Annotated in this window: 12 protein-coding genes; 6 read left to right on the top strand and 6 right to left on the bottom strand. The window is 65.3% G+C overall.

Annotation, left to right across the window (positions count from 1 at the left end):
• Window position 1 precedes the first annotated feature (1 nt).
• The 4 genes from AC0L3P_RS21155 (at window position 2) to AC0L3P_RS21140 (ending at window position 3377) form a co-directional block, all read left to right on the top strand.
• Window positions 2–895 carry an MBL fold metallo-hydrolase gene (locus AC0L3P_RS21155; protein WP_473304666.1) on the top strand — a complete coding sequence of 298 codons (894 nt, stop codon included), beginning with the start codon at window positions 2–4 and terminating at the stop codon, window positions 893–895.
• Between the two features lie 14 nt (window positions 896–909).
• On the top strand, window positions 910–1878 hold the full coding sequence (locus AC0L3P_RS21150) for a Bug family tripartite tricarboxylate transporter substrate binding protein (protein ID WP_473304664.1): 969 nt from the start codon (window positions 910–912) through the stop codon (window positions 1876–1878).
• Window positions 1879–1909: 31 nt separating this feature from the next.
• Window positions 1910–2446 carry a VOC family protein gene (locus AC0L3P_RS21145; RefSeq protein WP_473304662.1) on the top strand — a complete coding sequence of 179 codons (537 nt, stop codon included), beginning with the start codon at window positions 1910–1912 and terminating at the stop codon, window positions 2444–2446.
• Between the two features lie 115 nt (window positions 2447–2561).
• Window positions 2562–3377 carry a class I SAM-dependent methyltransferase gene (locus tag AC0L3P_RS21140; protein WP_473304659.1) on the top strand — a complete coding sequence of 272 codons (816 nt, stop codon included), beginning with the start codon at window positions 2562–2564 and terminating at the stop codon, window positions 3375–3377.
• A 22-nt stretch (window positions 3378–3399) separates the two neighbouring features.
• On the opposite strand, the gene AC0L3P_RS21135 is transcribed toward AC0L3P_RS21140, so the two are convergent.
• The 3 genes from AC0L3P_RS21135 to AC0L3P_RS21125 form a co-directional block, all read right to left on the bottom strand.
• Window positions 3400–4956, bottom strand: a complete 1557-nt coding sequence (locus AC0L3P_RS21135) for a L,D-transpeptidase family protein (protein ID WP_473304657.1) — start codon at window positions 4954–4956, stop codon at window positions 3400–3402.
• Between the two features lie 284 nt (window positions 4957–5240).
• Window positions 5241–6314 (bottom strand): fatty acid desaturase, encoded by a 1074-nt coding sequence (locus tag AC0L3P_RS21130; protein WP_473304813.1) that lies wholly within the window; start codon window positions 6312–6314, stop codon window positions 5241–5243.
• Window positions 6315–6492: 178 nt separating this feature from the next.
• A complete protein-coding gene (locus AC0L3P_RS21125; RefSeq protein WP_473304653.1) occupies window positions 6493–7929 on the bottom strand; it encodes a lipopolysaccharide biosynthesis protein in 1437 nt (478 codons plus the stop codon).
• Between the two features lie 302 nt (window positions 7930–8231).
• Here AC0L3P_RS21125 and AC0L3P_RS21120 point away from each other — a divergent pair, with 302 nt between their 5' ends.
• On the top strand, window positions 8232–9299 hold the full coding sequence (locus AC0L3P_RS21120; RefSeq protein ID WP_473304649.1) for an endo-1,4-beta-xylanase: 1068 nt from the start codon (window positions 8232–8234) through the stop codon (window positions 9297–9299).
• 12 nt (window positions 9300–9311) lie between these two features.
• On the opposite strand, the gene AC0L3P_RS21115 is transcribed toward AC0L3P_RS21120, so the two are convergent.
• The 3 genes from AC0L3P_RS21115 to AC0L3P_RS21105 all read right to left on the bottom strand — a co-directional run bounded on the left by AC0L3P_RS21115 (window position 9312) and on the right by AC0L3P_RS21105 (window position 14618).
• Window positions 9312–10262 carry a DUF6492 family protein gene (locus tag AC0L3P_RS21115; protein ID WP_275172167.1) on the bottom strand — a complete coding sequence of 317 codons (951 nt, stop codon included), beginning with the start codon at window positions 10260–10262 and terminating at the stop codon, window positions 9312–9314.
• Between the two features lie 95 nt (window positions 10263–10357).
• Complete coding sequence (locus AC0L3P_RS21110; protein ID WP_275172168.1) at window positions 10358–11152, bottom strand: protein-L-isoaspartate O-methyltransferase family protein; 795 nt, start codon at window positions 11150–11152, stop codon at window positions 10358–10360.
• A gap of 1 nt (window position 11153) precedes the next feature.
• Window positions 11154–14618, bottom strand: a complete 3465-nt coding sequence (locus tag AC0L3P_RS21105; RefSeq protein WP_473304646.1) for an AAA family ATPase — start codon at window positions 14616–14618, stop codon at window positions 11154–11156.
• A 143-nt stretch (window positions 14619–14761) separates the two neighbouring features.
• On the opposite strand from AC0L3P_RS21105, the gene AC0L3P_RS21100 reads away from it, so the two are divergent.
• Complete coding sequence (locus AC0L3P_RS21100; protein WP_473304644.1) at window positions 14762–21217, top strand: amino acid adenylation domain-containing protein; 6456 nt, start codon at window positions 14762–14764, stop codon at window positions 21215–21217.
• The last annotated feature ends 83 nt before the right edge of the window (window positions 21218–21300 follow it).

Raw genomic sequence — 21300 nt, 5'->3', positions numbered from 1 at the left:
GATGCGGCAGGTGCGCGTGGGCAGTATGCGGGTCGATCTCATCAGCGAGATCGCAGCGCTCGCGTTCGACCAGGCATGGCTGTTCGCCAACGTCACCGACGAGGTGATCGAGGCGAACCGAGGCTGGCTCGATCACCGCTATATCGAGCCGGAGACCGGCCGCTTCATCCTCAGCCACCATTCATACTTGGTGCGAACGCCGCGCTGGACCGCCATCGTCGACACCTGCTGCGGCAATCACAAGCAACGGCCGCGCGTCCCGGCGTGGAGCAACCTCGACCAGCCTTATCTCGAGAACATGCAGGCGCTCGGCGTCAGGCCCGAACAGGTCGACTTCGTGATGTGCACGCATCTGCATGTCGATCACGTCGGCTGGAACACACGCCTCCTCGACGGCCGCTGGGTGCCGACTTTCCCCCAGGCGCGCTATCTGATGGGGCGCGCCGAATATCGCCACTTCGAGGCCGCGCACAATGCCGCGCCGAAGAGTCAGGTCAACCACGGCTCGTTCGAGGATTCGGTGCTGCCGGTGGTCGCGGCGGGCCTTGCCGAATTCGTCGAGACCGATCATCGCCTGTTTGACGATCGCGATGCCGCCTTGCGCTTCGCGCCGGCGCCGGGCCACACGGCCGGCAACATGCAGATCCATCTCCATGGCGGGGACGATCACGCGGTGATGTCGGGCGACGTCATCCATCATCCGATCCAGTGTGCCGCGCCCTGGCTGTCGAATGCGGCCGATGTCGATCCGGCTGCTGCGATCGCGACACGGCTGGCCCTGCTCGACGAGCTCGCGGACACGCCGAGCTATCTGCTCACCGGCCATTTTCCGGCGCCGACCGCGGGGCGCGTGATCCGGCACGGCGAGGCATTCCGGTTTCGGTTCGAGGATTGAGGGGGAAAGACACCATGAAGCTGCGCACCTTCACACTATCATTGCTCGCATTGCTCTCGGCAGCGCTGCCTGCGCGGGCCGAGGATCCGGCCGCCTATCCCACGCACAAGATCAGGATGCTGCTGCCTTATGCGGCGGGTGGCGGCGGCGATGTGATCGGGCGGCTGCTGGGCGACAAAATGGGCAAGACGCTCGGACAGAGCATCTATATCGAGAACCACACCGGCGCCGCCGGCACGCTCGGCACCCAGATGGTCGCGGCGTCGGCGAATGACGGCTACACCATCACCGTCGGCGGCATGACAACGCATGTGCTCGCGCCGGCGATCTATCCGAAACTGCCCTACGATTCGATCAAGGATTTCACCACGATCGGGCGCATCGGCACGTCCTCGATCATGCTGGTGGCGACCAAGGATTTTGCCGCCAACGACATCAAGGGCCTGATTGCGCTGGCCAAGAAGGGCGAACCGATCCAGTACGGAAGCTGGGGCGTGGGCTCGACCGGACAATTCTGCGCGGAAATCCTGATGCAGCAGACCGGAATCAAGATGGACCACGTGCCGTTCAATGGCATCGCCAAACTGGCCGGCGATTTGCTGGGCGGCCACATCTCGCTGGCGACATTGGACATGGCGACCGCGACGCCGCTGGTGAAGGACGGCTCGATCAAGGCGCTGGCCGCCTGCGGCGAGCGTTCGCCGAGCCTACCGGATGTCGCAAGCTACAAGGAACAGGGCGTACCGTTCGACCGCAGCCTGTCCTGGGCGATGTATGCGCCTGCGGGCGTCGCCGAACCGATTGCGAAAAAGCTGTCGGCGGCATTGAAGGACGCGCTCGCCGATGCCGAGGTGAAAGGGAAGCTGCTGAGGCTCGGCATCACGCCGCAATTCGTGCCGGGCGACGTGCAGCGCGACATCAATGCCCGCGACATCGCGGCCTGGAAGCAGGTTGCCAAGGACGCGGGCATTGAAGTGAAGTGAACCGAGGTCAAGTGACAAGGGGGGCGCCGGCATGAGCCGCATCTTCGGCGCGGTGCGCCAGAACGGATATGTGGTGCGGGACATCCATGCCGCGATGAAGCACTGGATCGAGGTGATGGGCGTCGGCCCCTGGTACTACATGGACCGCGTCAAGACCGACTGGTTCCGCCATCGCGGCGAAAACTCAGCCGTCGAGATGAGCATCGCGCTGGCCAATTCCGGCGATCTCCAGATCGAGCTGATCCAGCAGCGCAACGACGCGCCCTCGCTGTACAGGGAATTCCTCGAGTCCGGCCACGAAGGCCTCCAGCACATGTCCTACTGGAGCCACGACTACCAGGCGCTCTACGACAGGGCGCTCGAGCTCGGCTACAGGATCGGCCATGAGGGCCAGATCGGCGGCGACAAGGGGCGCTTTGCCTATTTCGACACGCAGGCCCATCCGGGCACGGTGATCGAGATCTCCGACATCAGCGGCACCAAGGGGCCGTTCTTCGAGAAGGTCCGGCAGGCCGCGGCCAACTGGGACGGCACGCGGCCGATCCGTGAGGTCGGTGCGAGCCGATGACGCCGGAGGCCCGCAAGGCGATCCAGGAACCGGCCGGGTTCACCGCGCTGCTGGCGCGGTAGACGGCAATCCGTGGTAATATGAGCCTCGTGTCCGAACCTTCAGCGAGGCAAGCATGTCCAACACTGACAAGGTTTTCGCCGGCTCGATCCCAAAGCTCTACGACGAATATCTGGTACCGATGATCTTCGCCGTCTACGCCGACGACATCGCAAGGCGTGTCGCGGCCCGCTCTCCCTCCGTGCTGCTCGAGATCGCGGCAGGCACCGGCGCAGTGACGCGCGCGGTGGCGGCGGCACTGCCGCGCGGCGTCCGTTATGTCGCGACCGACCTCAACGAGCCGATGCTCGCCGTCGCGGCGCAGCGTCAGTCAGATGACGATCGCATCTCGTGGCGCCAGGCCGACGCAGCGGCCCTGCCCTTCGAGGATGCCGCCTTCGACGTGGTCTGCTGCCAGTTCGGCGCCATGTTCTTTCCGGATCGCGTCAAGGCTTACGGGGAGGTGAAGCGCGTCCTGAAGGGCGACGGCACGTTCGTGTTCAACGTCTGGGATCGCATCGAGGACAATGTGCTGACGCATGGAGCCACGGTCGCGCTCGAAAAATTGTTCCCCGACGACCCGCCCCGTTTCATGGCCCGGACGCCGCACGGCTATCACGACAAGGCCGTCATCAGAACCGACCTCGAACGCGCAGGCTTCCGTGACTTATCGATCGAAACGCGATCTGAAATAAGCCGTGCGCCGTCGCCCGAGCACGTCGCGATCGCGCTCTGCCAGGGCACGCCGCTGCGCAGCGAGATCGAGGCACGCGATGCCAGCAAGCTTCAGACTGCGACCGACATCGTTGCCGAGGCGATCCGAACGCGCCATGGGTCCGGACCGATCGAAGGCAAGATCCAGGCGATCGTGATCGAAGCGCGGCGGTCGTGACAGGCTTCGATTTGCCCGCCTCCTACCAGAAGCCCCGCTGCATCGGCTGTGCCGGCTGATAATATTGATACTGGCCGCGCCGGCGCGGATTGACGGGCTGCGGGTTCGGATCGCGCTGGAAGAAGAAGCCGAAACCGTTGCCGCCATTGTCCCAGCCGTCATCGCTCGCCATGGCCATCGGAGGCGCCGTCGGCTTGCGCGTGATGAAACCGCCCTGGGGCTGGTTGCTCAGCACCGCGACGAACTCGGTGCGGTAGTTGGTTTCAGCACTCAGCGGCTCGTCCGAGATGACGATCGATGACCGCGGCAACGCGGTCGGCGCGATGCGATCGAGCACCTCCTGCGGGATGGTGATGCGGTCGAGCGCGTTCCTGGCGTTGTCGCCGTCTTCGATCGTGACCACGCTCCAGCGCAGGCCCGTATCGTTCTTCGCCATCGCCGTGAAGATATGCGTGCCGAGCGGCTGATCCGGATTGCGGATCGTGACGGGAACCTCGATGCTGGTGTCGAATACCTCGCCGCCGCCGTCCGGTGCCGGCTTGTGCGTGTTCCGCCGCACATAGAGCTTCTGCGTCGCGCGGCTGATGTAGACCGAGACCGGTTCGAGCGCGAGCTTTGCGTCGGTCGCAGCCTTCACGGCGTCGGCCTTCCTGGCCGCTGCCGCCTTGGCCGCCTCCTTCGTGGCCGCGACCGCATCGCGCTTCGGCTGTGCGGCGGCCTTGGCGGCATCGAGCTGCGCCGCCGCGTCGGCGGCCCTGGTGGCGGCCTTCTGCTTCAGCTCCTCGGCCTTGGCGCGGGCCTGATCGGTCTTGGCGGCCGCGAGCTGCTTGTCGGCGAAGGCGAGCTCGGCGTCAGCGCGGGTCTTCTGCTGTTCCAGTTTGCGCAGCGACGCCGGCAGCGCTGCCGCCTCCTTCGCGGCCAAAGTCGCGGCCTTCTTGGCCTCGTCGGCCGCCCTTGTGGCCTCCTCGGCCTCGCTGGAGAGCTTGCCGATCTGGCCCGGCGCCGCCGCAATGGCGTCCCGCTTCGGCATGAAGAGTGCGGGATGAACGATGTCGATCGGAGCCGCATCGTTCGGCGAGATGATCACCCGCATCCCGATGTTGGTCTTGTCGAACAGGCCTTCCGCGAAGCCGAACGGCATCCGCACGCAGCCATGCGAAGCGGCATAGCCGGGCAGCGGCCCGCCATGCAGCGCGATGCCGTTCCAGGTGATGCGCTGCATGTTCGGCATCCAGGCGTCGTCATACATGGTCGAGCGGTGGTCCTTGTCCTTCTCGACGATGGCGAAGACGCCGGCCGGTGTCTCGCGTCCCGTCGTGCCGGTGGACACCGGCGCGCGAAAAATCCAGCCCTCGGCGTCGTAGAAGGTGACCTGCTGGCTCTTGATCGAGACGATCGCCATGATCGGTTCGCCGGCCTCGCGCGGTGCCACCGCCTCGGCCGGCTGACGCACCTGCTTGGCCGCATTGGCGGGGCCCACAGCCGCAAAGGCGAGCATCGCCGCCAAGGTCACAATTCCGGGAGGCCCCCAACGCCGCATCGCCACGGTGGATTGCGCCGTCGTCATCAGGTTTCTCATGCCATCCTCGGTCGAAATGCCAGTCCGCCGGTCATTGATCAGATTGCGATCTTTGAATTAAGAAATCGCAGCCGCCTTACGTTCCGTCTGTGGCGAGATTCGGCACGTTTGGGCGATAAATCTCATATACGACGGTTGGCGCAGGCGGAAGGGCGGCGTGCGGCCGAAGCTGGCGGTCTATCGCTGCGGCAGAATGACCGGGGGGTGGAGGCTTAACGCCTGCGCCTTCCGATCGACGGTTCGCAGAGAACCCAACGACCGCACGCGCGGATTCACGACATTCGTCAGCCGCGCGGGGGCGGCGTGAGCGAAGCCGCTGGGGCCAAAGCGGCCTCTCCAAACAAGGCTGCCTTGCCAAACAAGGCCGCCTCTCCAAAGGAGACGAGCCGCTGCCGCTCCTCGTCCCACAAGGTCAGCCGCACGGTCCGCAAACTCTGGAGCAGCGTAATCCGCCCGACACCAGCGAACTGCGGATGGTCGCGCAACACGTCGTGCAAGCGATAGGAGGGAATTCGACTGGACAAATGATGGATGTGGTGGACGCCGATATTTGCCGTGAACCATCGCAAGACACCCGGCAATTGGTAGTGAGAGCTGCCGTGCAGCGCGGCGTCGTGAAAATTCCAGGTTTCGTCGTGGGCCCAGTGCGTGTGCTCGAACTGGTGCTGGACGTAGAACAGCCAGACACCGATCGATGCCGCCAGAACAACGATCGGCAGATGCACGAGCAGGAACGGCCCATAGCCGACCAGCTGGATCATCGTGACGGCGAGAACCGCGAGGCCGATGTTCGTGCCCATCGTGCTCAGCCAGGGTTTCCAGCCGCGACGCATCATCCCGACCGGCAATCGATGCTTCAAGATGAACAAATATGTGGGACCGACGCCGAACATCACGAGGGGATGCCGATACAAGCGATACAGCGTCCGACGCCATCGCGACCGCCCAAGAAATTCGCGCGTGGTCAACGTATCGATGTCGCCCAGGCCCCTGCGATCGAGATTGCCGGAGTTCGCATGATGCCCTGCATGATTATGTCGCCAATAGGCGTAGGGCGTCAGTGTCATCACACCGATGGCTCGGCCGACCCAATCGTTGGCAACGCGGCCGCGGAAGAACGAGCCATGTCCGCAATCGTGTTGGATCATGAAGAGGCGGACCAGCAAACCCGCCGCGGGCACTTCGAGCAGCAGGGCAAACCAATAGCCCTGGTCAAGAGCGGCCCAGATCAGAGCCCAGATGACGACGAACGGTATCGCCGTAATCGCCAGTTCGAGGACACCCCGCGCATTGTCGGGCTCGCGATAGCGGGCAAGCAACTGCGCCGATGCGCGGATTTCCGGCGTTTCTTGGGTCATATCTGCTCTGCTCCCGACATGGCGCCCAAGAAGCACGGTTATGGCCATCGACGCAACAGAATCGCCCTCCGCCTTGGCCGGGCGGCTGTACGCTTCCGGTCGGAACAGGGCCCTCGCCAAGCCAGGCGGCGCTTTCAGAGCTTCAGAGAGCGAGGCCGAGTCTCGTCGGAGGCCGCGGCTAAACGCCCAGCGCCTTGCGGTTGAAGGTTCGCAGGAAACGCAGCGACAGCGTCCGGACATTGGCGACGTTCAGCAACCATGCGGCGGCGGCATAAGCGAGCCCGCCCGCAAGGCTCACGACAATGAGCGGGACGAGGCCGGAGCCATTGACCTGAGATCGTGCCACAAGAATCGCAGCCCCCATCGCCGCGGCGGAGACGGCAACGCCGGCGAGGCGGTGGAGATCGAACGGGACCGGGTAGGCGCGATGCATCAGGACGACGGCAACGAGGAATCCGATCGCTTCGGTCGCAAGCGTCGCCAGCGCCGCGCCGTAGAGGCCATGGCCGGCCACCAGCACGAACATCAACGCCACGCTGACGACCAGCGTCAGGAACGACTGCGCCGCCAGCATGAACGGCCGCTCGGCAAGCTGGAAGCTGATCTGCACGTAGAATTGATTGGCGATGCCGAACAACCGGGCGAGCACCAGGGTCGGCAGCAGCGCCGACACCCCGGCGCGGAAGTCGACGCCGACGAGCGTGCCGGCGACATGGTCGGCTGCGAGCGCGAGCCAGACGGCGACGGGCGCGACCACGACGAGCAGAAGCTCGAGGCTCTCGGTCAGCCGCTCCCGCGTCGTCTCGGTGTTTTTCTCCGACAATGACCGGAACACCAGCGGGACTGTCGCCGCAGCAACGCTGGAGGCGATCATGACCATGAACTGTCGCGGCAGATCGGCGGCGACGCCAAAGATGCCGGCGGCGTCCTTGCCGAGCAAATAAGCCACGATGAGGCGGTCGCAGGCCGAGTAGACCGCAACGGACAATCCGGCCAGCGTCAGCGGCAAGCCGTAGCGCGCCAGCTGCACGAACTGGCTGCGCTGAAAGCGCGCGATCCTGGTGCGGTCCCCGACGAGGTTCAGGATGATCCCGGCGAGCGAACCCAGGCCGAATGCGGCGAGCAGTCCCAATCCACCCCAGCCGAGCCAGATGCCGAGCAGGCCGAAACCGACGCTCGACACACTGCGCACGATCGAGATCGCCGCGAACCTGTAAGGACGCAGTTTTGCGCGCTCGAACTCCTGCCCGACATCGACGGCATTCGCCATGATTGCGACGAACATGCTGGCAAGCAGCAGCCCAACGCTGAGATCACTGCGGAACAGGAAGACCAGCGGCGTGGTGGCGCAGAGGACGGCAACGGTAAGCGCGAAGGCGACCATTGCGGTGCCGCGAAAATCCACCTCGGCCGACATCGCCTGATAGCGCGACACCGACAGCTTGATCCAGGCGAAGAAGATCGCGCCCAGAATGCCGGCCAGGCTGATGCCGACGACGTAGACGCCGTACTCCGCCGGCGTCAGCAGCCGCGTGTAGGCCGTGACGGCGAAGAAGCCCACCGCCGCAGGCAGGATGTAGGCGACGAGATAAATCGAGAAATGGCGGTTCAGCATGCGAGCACGGGACGGCAACATTGTTGCGAGTGTGACGGCCGTTCATCAATTGGACCATGGCGGGGCGAACGAATTGCGCCGCAGCATCCTTCAACAGTGTCACATAAGTCTGGAGATCGGACGGCGAATGCGGCTTTGAGGGCGCTTTCGCGGGTTAGCGTTAAATTTGCCTTCCCTGACGGGGCGTAGCCACCGAAAGGAACCACGATTTCGCAGCCGGCAAAGTTAACCCAACGAGGGGAAACCCCGGCGTTGCTAGGCGTCGCTTGGTACGATGGCGCGTTGGCTCGATAAGGAAAGCCGTGACCAGGCTCGACAGACGCGAATTTCTCCTCGGCAGCGCCGCAGCACTCGCGGCGGGCGCCTCGGCGTCCGCAGCGCCGATGTCGAAACTCGCCCAGCGCCGTCCCGGATTCGGTGCCGCGGCCACACTCTGGGATCTGCAAGCCGATCCCAGGCTCGGCGAAGCCATCAGCACCTATTGCACGCAGGTGGTTCCGGTGCTCGAGCTGAAATGGCCGATGCTGCGTCCCGACGCGCACACCTTTGCCTTCGAACGTGCCGACGCGATCCTGGATTTCGCGCGGCAGAACGACCTGACGATGCGCGGCCACGCGCTCGCCTGGTATCACGACATTCCGGACTGGACCAAGCAGATCAAGGATAGCAAGGGCGTCGAGCGCGCCTATGTCGACCACATCGGCACCGTCGTCTCCTATTACAAGGACAAGCTGACGTCGTGGGACGTCGTCAACGAGCCGATCCCGGACAATCCGCGCAGTCCAAAAGACCGGCGCGACTCGTTCTGGACGCAGCATTTGGGCAATCGCTGGATTCCGCTGGCGTTCCGCACGGCGGCCGCGGCCGACCCCTTCGTCAAGCTCGCGATCAACGAATACGACATCGAGTCGGCAAAGGACACGTTCATTGCGAAGCGCGCGGCCTACCGCAATCTCATCATGGACCTGCTCGACCAGGGCGTGCCGTTGCACGCCGTGGGACTGCAATCGCATCTGCATGCCGAGCTCGAGATCGACACCCATGGGCTCGCGGAATTCGTCACCGAGCTGCGCGCCTGGGGCCTCGAGGTGCTCGTCACCGAGCTCGATGTCGACGATCAGAAGCTGACGGGGACGCCGGCGGAGCGCGATGCCATCGTCGCCAAGCGCGTCGACGATCTCCTGACCGCGATCTCGACCAGCGGACCGGTGCGCTCGATCCTGACCTGGGGCCTCTCGGACCGCTATAGCTGGATCAACGGCACGTTTGCGCGGGCGGACAAGCAGCCGAACCGTCCCCTGCCGCTCGACGGCGAATTCAAGCCGAAGCCGTTCATGAACGTGATCAGCAAGTTCACGAGAGACGCGTGAAGGCGCCGGGTCTCAGCGCGTCTTCGGAGCCTCGAACTGAACCTCGTCCCCCATGTCCTCCGGAGACAGGCTCGGACCACGACGGTCGCGCGAGCTAAGGCGGAACACGTCGCGGATATCGTCGATCGAGGTCGACGAATAAGACTGGATGCACAGCGCCACCTGGTCGGGCGAAGCGGCGTGCATCATCGTTTCGATGGCCGGGCGGTCGAGGCGCGTGTCGTCCCAATGCGAGACCGCGATGCTGTCTTCGGTGACCCGATGCGTGGCCAGATGCGCGGGCGAGTTCGCGACGAAATGGCCGTACATGAGATATTCCGAGAACTTCTTCTTCCGGCACAGTGCCAGAACCCAGTTCAATCCCGTCGCGGACTTGATCGCGTCGGTCATCGCACGCGCGGTGTCCTTGTCCCACACCAGCGCGTTGCCGACATAGTCGTCCGCAGGGAAGGACCGCTCCTTGATACCGAGGAGCTGATCGACGGTGCGGAGCCACAGGACATGCAAGGGGTGGGCGGCGTCGATCCCGTTACGCGTGACGAATAGCGGTGTCTTCTCGGAGCCCGCATATTGACCGACGTCGAATTCGCGGAAGAACAGATTGTCCGAATCCAGGATACAGACGCGCTGTTCGGGCGCGTTGAGGACGCCCGCGATCTTGAGGATCTGCTGGATGTGCCAGCCATGAACGGGCGACGACAGCAACGACAGCCAGACGCGCCGTTTGCTGATGAACTGAAGTGCCGGCGGCAGCGCCCACAGCCATTTCGGCAAATAGCGCGAGGCCGGAACGATGACACGCTTGTCGGAAGCGAACCGCGCGAACAGCGGCAGATCCTCATCGTTAACGAGAACATAATGCCGCGTGTAGCCCGTCAACCAGGTGTCGATGCTCTCGCTGAGCAGCGAAAAGCGCTCGATATCCTTGGCGTAGCTGGCGGTCAGCAGGGCAACGGAATGCATGGCGCGCGCTCGTATGGCGATCAGGCCGCAGTCATAGCGGCGTCGAGACGCGTTGGATACTTAGATTCGCAATCAAGGTAAAATGAAACGAAGCATTAGCCATCCGAAGGCAGCCCCTGCTCGATGCCGCGAAAACGCAGCGGCGCCAGTGCGGAGGCGCGCTGCCACCAGTCGGCGACGCGGTCGTCGAGCGCGGTCACACCTCGGCCCTGGCCGGGGAAGATCCGGACCTGCTGCACCGCCTCGGCTTCGAACCCCTTGCCCTTGCGGGTGATCTTGAGGGCGGCGCCTTCGCGGTCCCGCTGGGTCAGCGGCACCAGAAGCCGGCCGCGCGGACGAAGCGAACGAAGCCAGAGCGGATGCGGCTGCGAGAAGCCGGCATGAACGATGATCATGTCGGCGGGTTCGCCGATGTCCTCGCATCCGTCGCCATGGACGACCGCGACGTTGCGATAGGCGCTGAGATAATTCGCGGCGCGCGACGCAAGCCGTTCGTCGCATTCGATCGCCCGCACCCTGCCCTTGGGGCCCACGATCTTCGACAGCACGGCCGAGAAATAACCGAGCCCGCAGCCGATCTGGACCACACGGTCTTTTTCCCCGACGTCGAGCAAATCGATGAAGTGCGCCCACAGGCTCGGCAGTCCGGTGTCGAGCTTGCGGCGCGCATCGATCGCGACCAGCACATTGTTCTGGAGATGAACGGGATCGGCATCCGGCGTCAGCCGATAGTTGCGCGCCGCCTCGGTCTTGATGCGCCAAGGCCCCTTCGCCAGGAAGTTTTCGCGGGGAACAGTGCCGAGGGCTTCGAGCAAGCGCGTTGAGGAGATCCGCTCGCGCTTTGCGATCAGCTCCACGTAACGCGCACGCGCGGCGGCGAGGTCGCTCATCTCACGGGATGGCCTGTGCGCGAACAGGCGCGTCGGCGCCGAGTTCGTTGATCAGTTGCATCGCCTGTTTCAGGTCCGGCGTGGAAAAGCCCTCGCTGAACCTGCCGACGATCGGTACGAGCAGGAGACGAGCGTGCTCGCGCTTGCCGGCTTCGTGCGACAGGCGCGCGAGGCTGACGGCGGTGCGAAGCTCCCAGGACAGAGCGCCCTGCTTGCGCGCGATCTCCAGCGACAGGTTGAACAGGTCCTCGGCCTCCTGCACCGAGGCTGGATTCCCGTCCGACAGGGTGATCTCGCCTTGCAGGCGGTAGACTTCGGCGAGGTAGGAGTGATCGCCGGTCCGTCTTGCGGTCGCGAGCGCACCATCCAGCGCGCGCAAGGCGGCGTCGCGCATCCCGACTTTGGCGTAGGCCTCGGCAAGCAGGCAGCGGAACCAGCAGCCGGCGAGCCAGGAATCCATCGCTTCATATTCGTCGAGGCCGAACCGCATCTGGCTGAGGCCTTCGTCGGCCTCGCCGAGCTGCGCCAGCGCCCAGCCGCGCAAGATCGCCGCCTGCTGCTTCCAGTGCAGGAAATTGTGCTCGGTGGCGATGATCATGGCGCGGTTGGCGTGGTCGCGCGTGCCCTCGACATCGCGCAAATGCTGGCAGAGATAGGCGCCGAACACGAGCGCGAAGGCGAGCGTGAAGGGGTGGCGGATCTTCTCGGCGTTCGCGATCGCCTGCTCGCTGTGCTGGCGCGCCGCGTCGGGCCGGCCGAGGAACCACAGCAGGTAGCCGAGATAGGACAGCGAGACGACGCCGGGATCGGTGCCGTGCCGCTCCATCAGATCGGAGTGCAGGTCGGGGCTGTAGAGGTTGATGCAGCGATGCAGATGGTGCTGGGACACAGCAAAGCGCCCGCGATAGAGCATGGTCATCGCGATCGAGCGATGCGCCTCGATCAGATAGCCGGTCTGCTGCGCCGGCAGCGTCCCCTCGTTCAGCCGCTCGCGCTTGGCGAACTTCAACAGCTCGACGCTGAGGTCGTGCGCGCGGGTCAGATCGGCGCGGATGAAATGACAGACCCAGAGCCCGCGCGTGGCGGCGAAGGCCTTTTCGTCGTCGTCGAGCTGCTGGCCGAGCTCGAGGGCGCGGACGTAGTTCTCCTCGACCTCCTGCACGGCATAGCCCTTGGCGGCGATCAGTGCGTTGCCGAGCGCGATGCGCAGCTCGAGCTCCATCTCGTCGGCGCCCTGCATGCGCGCATTGGCCTGCACGACGCCGAGGCCGCGGCCCAGATGCCCGATCGCCTCCAGATTGGCGCCACTCTTGGCCGCCTGCTTGCCGGCCTTGAGCCAGAAGCTGGCGGCGCTCTCGCTCTGGCCGGATTCAGTCATATGATGGGCGAGCAGTTCCGGTTCGCGCTCGGTCTTCTCGGGATACATCTCGGCGAGCACCTGCGCGATCCGGGAATGCAGCTTGCGCCGCTCGCTGTGCAGCAAGCTCGCATGCGCGGCGTTCTGGATCATCACGTGCTTGAAGGAGTAGAGCGCGTCGGGCGGATGGCCGCGGCGCATGATCAGCCCGGCCTCCTCCAAATGATTGAGCGCGGCCTCGATCTGTTCGGCGGGCGTGTTGGCGACCGCGTGCAGCGTCTCGTAGGAGAATTCGCGGCCGATAGTGGCGCCGATCTGCGCGATCCGCTTGAACGGCCCCATCCGGTCCAGCCGCGCCATCAGCGAGTCCGTCAGCGTCGCCGGGATCGCGAGCTGCCGCCACGGGCCCGACAGCACGTAGCGCCCGTGCCGTTCGGTCAGGAGGTTGGATTCGAGAACCGTCTTGGTCAGCTCCTCCAGGAACAGCGGCACGCCGTCGGTCTTGACGATGATCTCCTCGATGACCTCCTTGGGAAGTTCGCGTCCCGCCACGCGCTCGACCAGCGTCGCGCGCAACAGCCGGCTCAATCGGCTCAGCACCAGGGTCGTGATATGCGAATGGGCGTTCCAGCTCGGCTGGAATTCGGTGCGCGCGGTGATGATGACCAGGATTGGCCGGTTCTGTGCCCGGTCGACCAGGAGATCGATCACCTCACGGGACGTCGGGTCGATCCAGTGCAGATCCTCGAATGCGATCACCAGCGGCTGCTCGCGCGCAAGGCCGAGGAAATGATTGACCAGCGCCGCGACGGTTGCATCCTTTTGCTGCTGCGGCGACAGCTCCAGCGGCGGATAGCGGTCGCCGGTCGGAATGGACAACAGCGCGGCAAGCAGCGGCGCAACCTGCTCGATGTCGCCATGAGCGGCGGCGATCGCGGTCTCCAGGCTCGCCAGCGACTGCACGGACGCATCCTCGCGATCGAGACCGAGAGAGAATTTGAGCTGCTCGGCGAACGGATAGAACGCCGTGGAGGTGTAATAGGGCGAGCACTGGAACGAGACCTGTCCATGGCGGTCGCCCGCGATCCGCTCGAAGATTTCCTGGATGATGCGCGACTTGCCGATGCCGGGCTCGCCGAACTTGACCACGACCTGGCCCTCGCCCTCCTTGGCCTGCTGCCAGCGCCCCATCAGCAGCGCAATCTCCTCCTCGCGGTTGACGAGCGGGGTCAGCCGCGTGCCCATCGCGGCGGCGAAGCGGGTCTCCACCCGCGAGGCGCGCATCACGTGCCAGGCCTGGGCTTTCTCCGAGATGCCCTTGAGCGCGTGGACGCCGAGATCGCGGTAGTCGAACTTCCCCTTCAGCAGCGACTGGGTTGACGTGGAAATCACCACACCGTTGGGCGGCGCCAGACCTTGCAGGCGCGCGGCGAGATTGACGGTTTCTCCGACCGCGGAGTCGCGCTCTTCGGTGCCCTGTCCGACGAGGTCGCCAACCACGACGATACCGGTCGCGATGCCGATGCGGACGGCGGGTGAGTGGCTGAGCGCACCACGCGGCTCGATCGCGCGGGCGGTGGACAGCACCCGGACGATTTCCAGCCCCGCACGCACCGCGCGCTCGGCGTCGTCCTCATGTGCGGTCGGATAGCCGAAATAGACCAAAATACCGTCCCCGACGAAGCGGGCGGCAAAACCTTCGTAATGCTTCACCACGCGGACGCAGGTTTCGCGGAAGCTCGCGATCATGTCGCGCACGTCTTCCGGATCGAACTGCACCGACAGCGAGGTGGAATCCACCATGTCGCAGAACATGGTGGTGAGCTGACGCCGCTCGGCGCCGACCTCCGTCCGGACTTGCGGGCGCGCTGTCGCGTCAAGCTTCTCCGCGGTTTCAGCCCGGAACAACGCGGTCATGGCCCGCTGGAGCCGCTTCCGATCGCCGAGTGGCAAGCCGAGCTCGACCAGATCGGATTCGGTCAGGTCCCCCATGACGTCGAGATCGAGACGGTGTTGCGCGAAGAGATCGGTATAGTGGCTAAGACCGATGCCCTCGAGCCAGCGCTTCAGCCCGCCTTCCGCTCCCGTGCCCGGCTCATTCTCCAGCATGGTGATTCTGCCCGACCCAATCACTCCGTCGAAGGGCTCAGGGCCCCGCAACCACAGATTTTGGGGCCAAAACTTCACCTCAGACTGGACGCGTTCCTTAACTTCTTGGAAGAATAGCCCAATCGGATCAAAAGGGAACGGAATTGTCGGACGCCACACGCCCAGCGCCGCAGGAATCAGCCGGCACGACGGCCGAAACGAAGATATTCGCGCATATCGGCGGCCTTCTCGATTTCCATGCCCGCAAGACGCCGGCGGCCCCCGCCCTCCTCGCCCCCGGCCGGCCGGTCCTCAACTACGGCGAGATTGCCGAGCGAACGCATGAGCTCGTCAGCACGCTGCGCGGGTTTGGCATTGCACCTGCCGACCGCATTGCGGTTGCGCTGCCGCGCGGTGCCGACAGCGCACTGGCTCTGATTACGGTCGCCTCGAGCTGCGCTTGCGTCCCCGTCAATCCCGATCTGACGGCGGACGAGCTGCAACGCTATTTCAGCGAATTGAAGCTGACGGCGCTCGTCACCAGGGCCGACACGAACTCGGCCGCCCGCGATGTCGCCAAGGCGCTCGATATTGCCGTGATCGATTTCATGCCGGGGCCGCAAGATGATCTCGGCGGCTGCGCGTTCGTCGGGCCTGCGGTTGGACCGGCGAGCAGCATCGGCGCCTCGCGCGGCGACGATGACGCGTTCATCCTGCTGACATCGGGCACGGCGGCGCGGCCGAAGATGGTGCCGCTGACGCATCGCAATGTGTGTCTCTCCGCCTACAACGCCGGCCGCGTGCTGTCGCTCGCGTCCCACGATCGTCTGCTCAACGTCCTGCCGCTGTTTCACGCCCATGGTTTGATCTCCGGCCTGCTGACGGCGCTGGCCGCGGGCTCCAGCGTGATCTGTACCGACGGTTTCGACGCATCCTCCTTCTTCGGCTGGATGCGGCAGCTGCAACCGACCTGGTACACGGCAGTGCCGACCATCCATCGCGCGCTGCTGACGGCGGCGGAGGCGAACCCGGATCTTGCCCGATCGTCGTCGCTGCGCGTGATCCGCTCCGCCTCGGCATCGCTTGCGCCTGCGATCCTCGACGGGCTGGAGGCGACGTTCGGCGTTCCCGTGCTCGAAACCTACGGCATGACGGAGGCGGCCTCACAGATCGCGGCCAACCCGTTCGAGCTGCGCAAGATTGGATCGGTCGGCCGTGCCGCGGGCCCCGAGATCGCAATCATGGACGAGACGGGCCGCGCGCTCGCCAGCGGCGAGCATGGCGAGATCACGCTGCGCGGACCCAATATGAGCCGCGGCTACTATAATGACGAGGCGGCGACACAGGCTGCCTTTCGCAACGGCTGGTTCCGGACCGGCGATCTCGGTTATCTCGACTCCGACGGCTATCTCTTCATCGTCGGCCGTATCAAGGACGTCATCAACCGCGGCGGGCAGAAGATCTCGCCCCTCGAGGTGGAAGAGGTTCTGCTCAGCCATCCGGGGGTGCTGGAGGCCGGCGTGTTTGCCGTCCCGCACCAGAAGCTCGGCGAGAACGTCGCCGCAATCGTGGTGCTGCGGCCTAATTCCGAGGCGACCTCGGACCAGTTGCGTCAGTTCGCCCGGAAGCGGCTCGCGGCCTACAAGGTGCCGAGCCTGATCCGCAGCGTGGCGACGCTGCCGAAAGGCGCCAGCGGCAAGGTTAAGCGCAATGCGCTGGCCGAGCTGATCGCAACAGGGGGCGGCGGCGAGGACGAGGCTCGTCTGCCGCGCAATGCGCTGGAGACGGAGCTCGCCGGGGTCTGGGCCAATTTGCTGGAGCTGCCGCAGGTCGGGGGCGATCAGGACGTCTTCGCGCTCGGCGCGGACTCGCTCGCGGTGACGCAGATGCGCTCGCGCCTGCGCGAACGCTTCAATGTCGATTTCTCGTTCGAGGACGTTTTTGATTGCGCCACGGCCGCCGCGCTTGCGGCCCGGATCGAGACCGCTGCAACCCATCGCGAAACGCTGCTGCCGGCCTGGCGCCAGACGACGGAAGCAGACGCGCCGCTGTCGTTCCAGCAGCAGCGGATGTACGTGCTCTCGCGGCTGGACCCCACTCGCTATAATTATAACGTCGTCGAAGTCGCGCTCCTCAAGGATGGGCTCGACGTCGCCGCACTTTCTGCGAGCCTCGCCGCGGTGTCGGCGCGCCATGAGGCGTTGCGGTCGGTCATCATCGAACGCGAGGGCGAGCCGGTGCAGCTTGTGCTGCAATCGCCGCCGCGGTTCGAGCGGATCAAGCTCAAGCCCTGCCCTGCGGACAAGCGGGCCGCTGTCGTCAGGCGCGAAGCGCTCCGGCTCGCGCAGCATCCGTTCGACCTTGCGCATGAGGCGCCGCTGAAAGTCACGCTGCTCTCGTTCGACAAGAGCAGCCATGCGCTGGTAGTCAACGTCCACCACCTCGTCACCGACGGCTGGTCGCAGCGGCTGTTCTGGGAAGAACTCGCCGCCCATTATTCGGCAGCGCGCAAGAACGACGTGGCGGCACTGCCTTCGCCCGCCTTCCAGTACCGCGACTTTGCGCTCTGGCAGCAGAGCTGGACGAAGACGTCGGCGGCAAAAGAGCAGCTCGACTACTGGCGGACGCATCTCGACGGCGTCACCACGCTGCCGCTGCGAACCGACCGGCCAAGGCCGGAGGTCTGGAGCGGCCACGGTGCCCGTCACTATCTCGAATTCTCCAAAACTCTGTCGGCCGACCTGCGCGCGCTGAGCCAGAACCAGGGCGTCACGCCCTTCATGACCCTGCTCGCGGCGTTCCAGTGCCTACTGTTCCGTCACACCCGACACGAGGATGTCGCGACGGGATCGCTGATCGCCAATCGTAACCAGATCGAGAGCGAGCGCCTGATCGGACTGTTCGCCAACACCCTGATCCTGCGCAATGATTTTGGCGGCGATCCGAGCTTCGGCGACATGTTGCGCCGGGTACGGCAGGTCACGCTCGATGCCTATCGCAATCAGGACCTCCCGATCGAAGAGGTCCTGCGCGCGCTTCAAATCGCGCGAAGGAGCGATGGCAATCCGCTGTTCCGGATCATGTTCATCCTCCAGAACGCCTCGATCGAGGCGGCACGTTTCTCCGGCCTGTCGACGCGGCGGATCGAAATCGATCCAAAAGTGGCGCGATTCGACATCACCCTCGAACTGGTCGAGGCCGACGGGCGTTTCACCGGCTTCTTCGAATACGCCACCGATCTGTTCGACGCGGCGACGATCGAGGGCATGGCCGCTCAGTTCAAAACCCTGCTCAAATCGGTCATCGCCGATCCGGAGCAGCGCATCTCGCGCTTGGCACTCCTGACCGAGGCCGAACGCCGGCAGCTGCTGACGCAGGGCCGGGGCGTGCCGGCCAATTTCGCCACGCGCGGCAATCCGAGCGAACGTTTCGACCGCCAGGTCAAGAAGACCCCGAACGCGATCGCGGTGTCGGACGGCCGCACATCCGTGAGCTATCGCGAGTTGGCGCGCCGCAGCCAGGCGGTCGCGCGCTGGCTCACCCTCGAAGGCATCGGCGCCGAGGCCGTGGTTGCCTTGCTTGTGGATCGCGGGCCCGACCTGCTTGCCGCGATGATCGCGGTGCAACGCGTGGGCGCCGCCTTCCTCAATCTCGATCCCGACCAGCCGCCGGCACGGCTCGCAACCATCCTCGGATCGAGCTGCGCCCGCGTGCTGCTGACCGGACGCGCGCAATCATCCATGGTCGAGGCGCTGCTCGAACCGCTGGTCGAGCGCATCCAGGTCGCCGAGCTCGAGGACGCGATCGCGCCAGGCGTGACCAAGCCGGCCCGCGCGGCGCGGCGCACGGCCTCCAGCCTCGCCTATCTCATCTATACCTCGGGCTCCTCCGGTGCGCCGAAGGGCGTCATGATCGAGCAGCGCGGGCTTTCGAACCATCTGGCCTCGCTCATCTCCGAGCTGAACCTCTCGGCCAGGGACGTGATCGCGCAGACCGCGCCGCAGAGTTTTGTCATCTCGGTGTGGCAGTTCCTCGCGGGGCCCATGGTGGGTGCGCGCGTCCATGTCTGCGGTACCGCGATCGTGCGGGACCCGATCTTGCTCGCGCGCGAGATCGAGCGCGAGGGCATCACGGTGCTCGAGATCGTCCCATCGCTGCTGCGTGTGATCCTCGATCGCATGGACGAGGCACAGGTCCGACGCGCCTTTGCGAGGCTGCGCCTTCTGATCTCGACGGGCGAGCCGCTGCCCATCGATCTCTGCAAGGCCTGGTTCGCCCGCTGTCCGAAAGTGCCGCTGATCAATGCCTATGGTGCGTCGGAATGTTCCGACGACGTCTCGCTGCATCGCCTGACCAAGGCGCCGGCGACCGACACGGGCCATGTCCCGGTCGGCGCGCCTTTGCCGAACACGCAGCTGTACGTGCTCGACGCAAACCTGCAGCCGCAGCCGGTCGGCGTGACCGGCGAACTCTGCATCGGCGGCGCCGGTATCGGCCGCGGCTATGTCAACGATCCCGCGCAGAACCGGCAGCGCTTCCTGCCCGATCCGTTCTCGCGCAAAGCAAGCAGCCGGCTGTACCGGACCGGCGACCTCGCCCGCCGCCGCGCCGACGGCACGATCGAATGCCTCGGTCGCGCCGACCATCAGGTCAAGGTCCGCGGCTACCGTATCGAGCTCAAAGAGATCGAGAACGCGCTTGCCGACCATCCGGATGTGCGCGCCGGCATCGTCGAGCCGCGCCGCGAAGCGAGCGGCGAAGTCAGACTGATTGCCCATATCGTCGCAAGATCCGGCAGCCGGAGCAGCGCCAGCGAGCTGCGCGACTTTCTGAAGAGCCGGCTGCCGGGCCATGCCATCCCGTCCGCGTTCCTGTTCCTGGATCAGGTGCCGCTCAATGCCCATGGCAAGATCGACCGGACCGCGCTGCCGGCGCCCGCGCAGCAGGAAACGTCCGGAGCGGATGTGGCCGTGCCGGCGCGGCGCTTCACCGAAAAGGTGCTGTCCGACATCTGGATCGACCTGCTGAAGGTCGAGAGCCTCGGCGTGACCGACAATTTCTTCGACCTCGGTGGCCATTCGCTGCTGGCGGGCCAAGTCATGGCGCGCGTCGCTCGGGCGCTCGGCGTGTCGCTGCCGATCAAGACCATCTTCGAGGCACCGACGATCGACGAGCTTGCCCGGCGGGTCGACGAGGCCGTGGCGGCAAAGCCGCGCAAGCCGGCCGCAAGTTTCGCAAGGCTGGCTACAGCGAGCCTGGCCGAAGGCAGCCCTCCCACGCTCTCGATCGCGCAGGACCAGATGCTGCGGATCGAGCAGAATCTTCAGGGACTGCCGCTGTTCAACCTGCCTTTCGCCTTCCGTCTCCAGGGGCCGCTCATTCTGGCTGCTCTGGCGCAGGCGATCGACGACATCGTGCGCCGGCACGAATCGCTGCGGACCCATTTCGGCTGGAGCGGCGGGGAGCCCGTCAGCCGCGTCGCCGCGCCCGGCGCCCTCGGCCGTGTCCTGACCGTCGAGACGATCGGCGACGGTCAGCCCCACAACAACAAGCGGCGCACGGCGCTGGAGCTCCGCAAAATCGATCTCCTGATCGAACAGGAGACCTATACCCCGATCGACACCACGCGCGCGCCGCTGCTGCGCGCCCGGCTGCTGCGACTTCACGACGGCGATCACGTGTTGCTGCTGACACTGCACCACGCCGTCGTCGATGGCTGGTCGATCGGCGTGCTGTTCGAGGAAATATCCAACCGTTATGCGGCGCTGGCCGGCTATCGGTCGGTGCCGCTGCCGAAACCGCCGCCGGCTTTTTCGGACGTGGCGCGCTGGCAACGCTGGTGGTGCGGCACCGATGCCGCCCGCCGTCAGGCGGCCGACTGGACCGAGAATTTGCGCGGGGCGCCTCCCCTCTTCGAGGGCGAATCAAGCCCGGGCCCGTCCAGGGGGCACCATCCGGTCAGTCTCGAGCGTGAGCTGATCGGCCGGCTCGCGGCTTTCGCCAGCCAGCACAATTGCACGCTGTTCATGTGCCTGCTGACCGGTTTGAAAGCCCTGCTGCTGGCGCGGACCGGCCGCAACGACATCTCGATCGCCACCGCCATGGCCAATCGCGCCCAGCCGGACACCGACCGGATCGTCGGTACGTTCGAGAACACGGTGATCGTTCGCACCAAAATCACGCCGGAACTGTCGTTCGCGCAGGCCGTGGCCGGGGTCCGAGAGAGCGTGCTCGACGCGCATGCGCGCCAGGAGCTGCCGTTCAACATCCTGGCCGACCATCTGGAGCAGGAGGGCGTCAATCCAGCCTCGCTGCTCCAGGTCTATTTCACCCTGCAAAATCCGCTGCGCCGGCCGCTCGATCTGCCTGATCTCACGACAGCATCGATCGGCAACATCGCCCGCGAAGGCCAGCCGGTGCTGCCGATCGACCAGACCTGGCTGTCGCTGATGCTCAAGGAGCGGTCGACGGGAATCACCGGTTCATGCAATTACAAGAGCGAGCTGCTCGACGGCGCTACGGTCGGCCAGTGGATGGAGGATCTTGTCGCGCTGCTCGGGGCTGCTCTCGTCCAACCCAATGCGCCACTCGGCCGATTGCTCAATCGCAGGGCGGCATAACCGGCCGCAAAGCACGGACTAATACGGGGTCACTCGTCAAAGCTGTGAATGACCAAGTTGCATCTTGATTATTTGGCGCCATC

This window comes from Bradyrhizobium sp. WSM4874, from assembly GCF_055811835.1.
This window is presented reverse-complemented; position numbering and strand designations above follow the sequence as displayed.

What these genes read in the sequence shown, in the direction of transcription:
- AC0L3P_RS21125 (WP_473304653.1), bottom strand. Translation starts at nt 7,929, where the DNA reads ATGCTGAACCGCCATTTCTCGATTTATCTCGTCGCCTACATCCTGCCT.
- AC0L3P_RS21110 (WP_275172168.1), bottom strand. Translation starts at nt 11,152, where the DNA reads ATGAGCGACCTCGCCGCCGCGCGTGCGCGTTACGTGGAGCTGATCGCA.
- AC0L3P_RS21130 (WP_473304813.1), bottom strand. Translation starts at nt 6,314, where the DNA reads ATGACCCAAGAAACGCCGGAAATCCGCGCATCGGCGCAGTTGCTTGCC.
- AC0L3P_RS21105 (WP_473304646.1), bottom strand. Translation starts at nt 14,618, where the DNA reads ATGCTGGAGAATGAGCCGGGCACGGGAGCGGAAGGCGGGCTGAAGCGC.
- AC0L3P_RS21150 (WP_473304664.1), top strand. Translation starts at nt 910, where the DNA reads ATGAAGCTGCGCACCTTCACACTATCATTGCTCGCATTGCTCTCGGCA.
- AC0L3P_RS21135 (WP_473304657.1), bottom strand. Translation starts at nt 4,956, where the DNA reads ATGAGAAACCTGATGACGACGGCGCAATCCACCGTGGCGATGCGGCGT.
- AC0L3P_RS21145 (WP_473304662.1), top strand. Translation starts at nt 1,910, where the DNA reads ATGAGCCGCATCTTCGGCGCGGTGCGCCAGAACGGATATGTGGTGCGG.
- AC0L3P_RS21155 (WP_473304666.1), top strand. Translation starts at nt 2, where the DNA reads ATGCGGCAGGTGCGCGTGGGCAGTATGCGGGTCGATCTCATCAGCGAG.
- AC0L3P_RS21115 (WP_275172167.1), bottom strand. Translation starts at nt 10,262, where the DNA reads ATGCATTCCGTTGCCCTGCTGACCGCCAGCTACGCCAAGGATATCGAG.
- AC0L3P_RS21140 (WP_473304659.1), top strand. Translation starts at nt 2,562, where the DNA reads ATGTCCAACACTGACAAGGTTTTCGCCGGCTCGATCCCAAAGCTCTAC.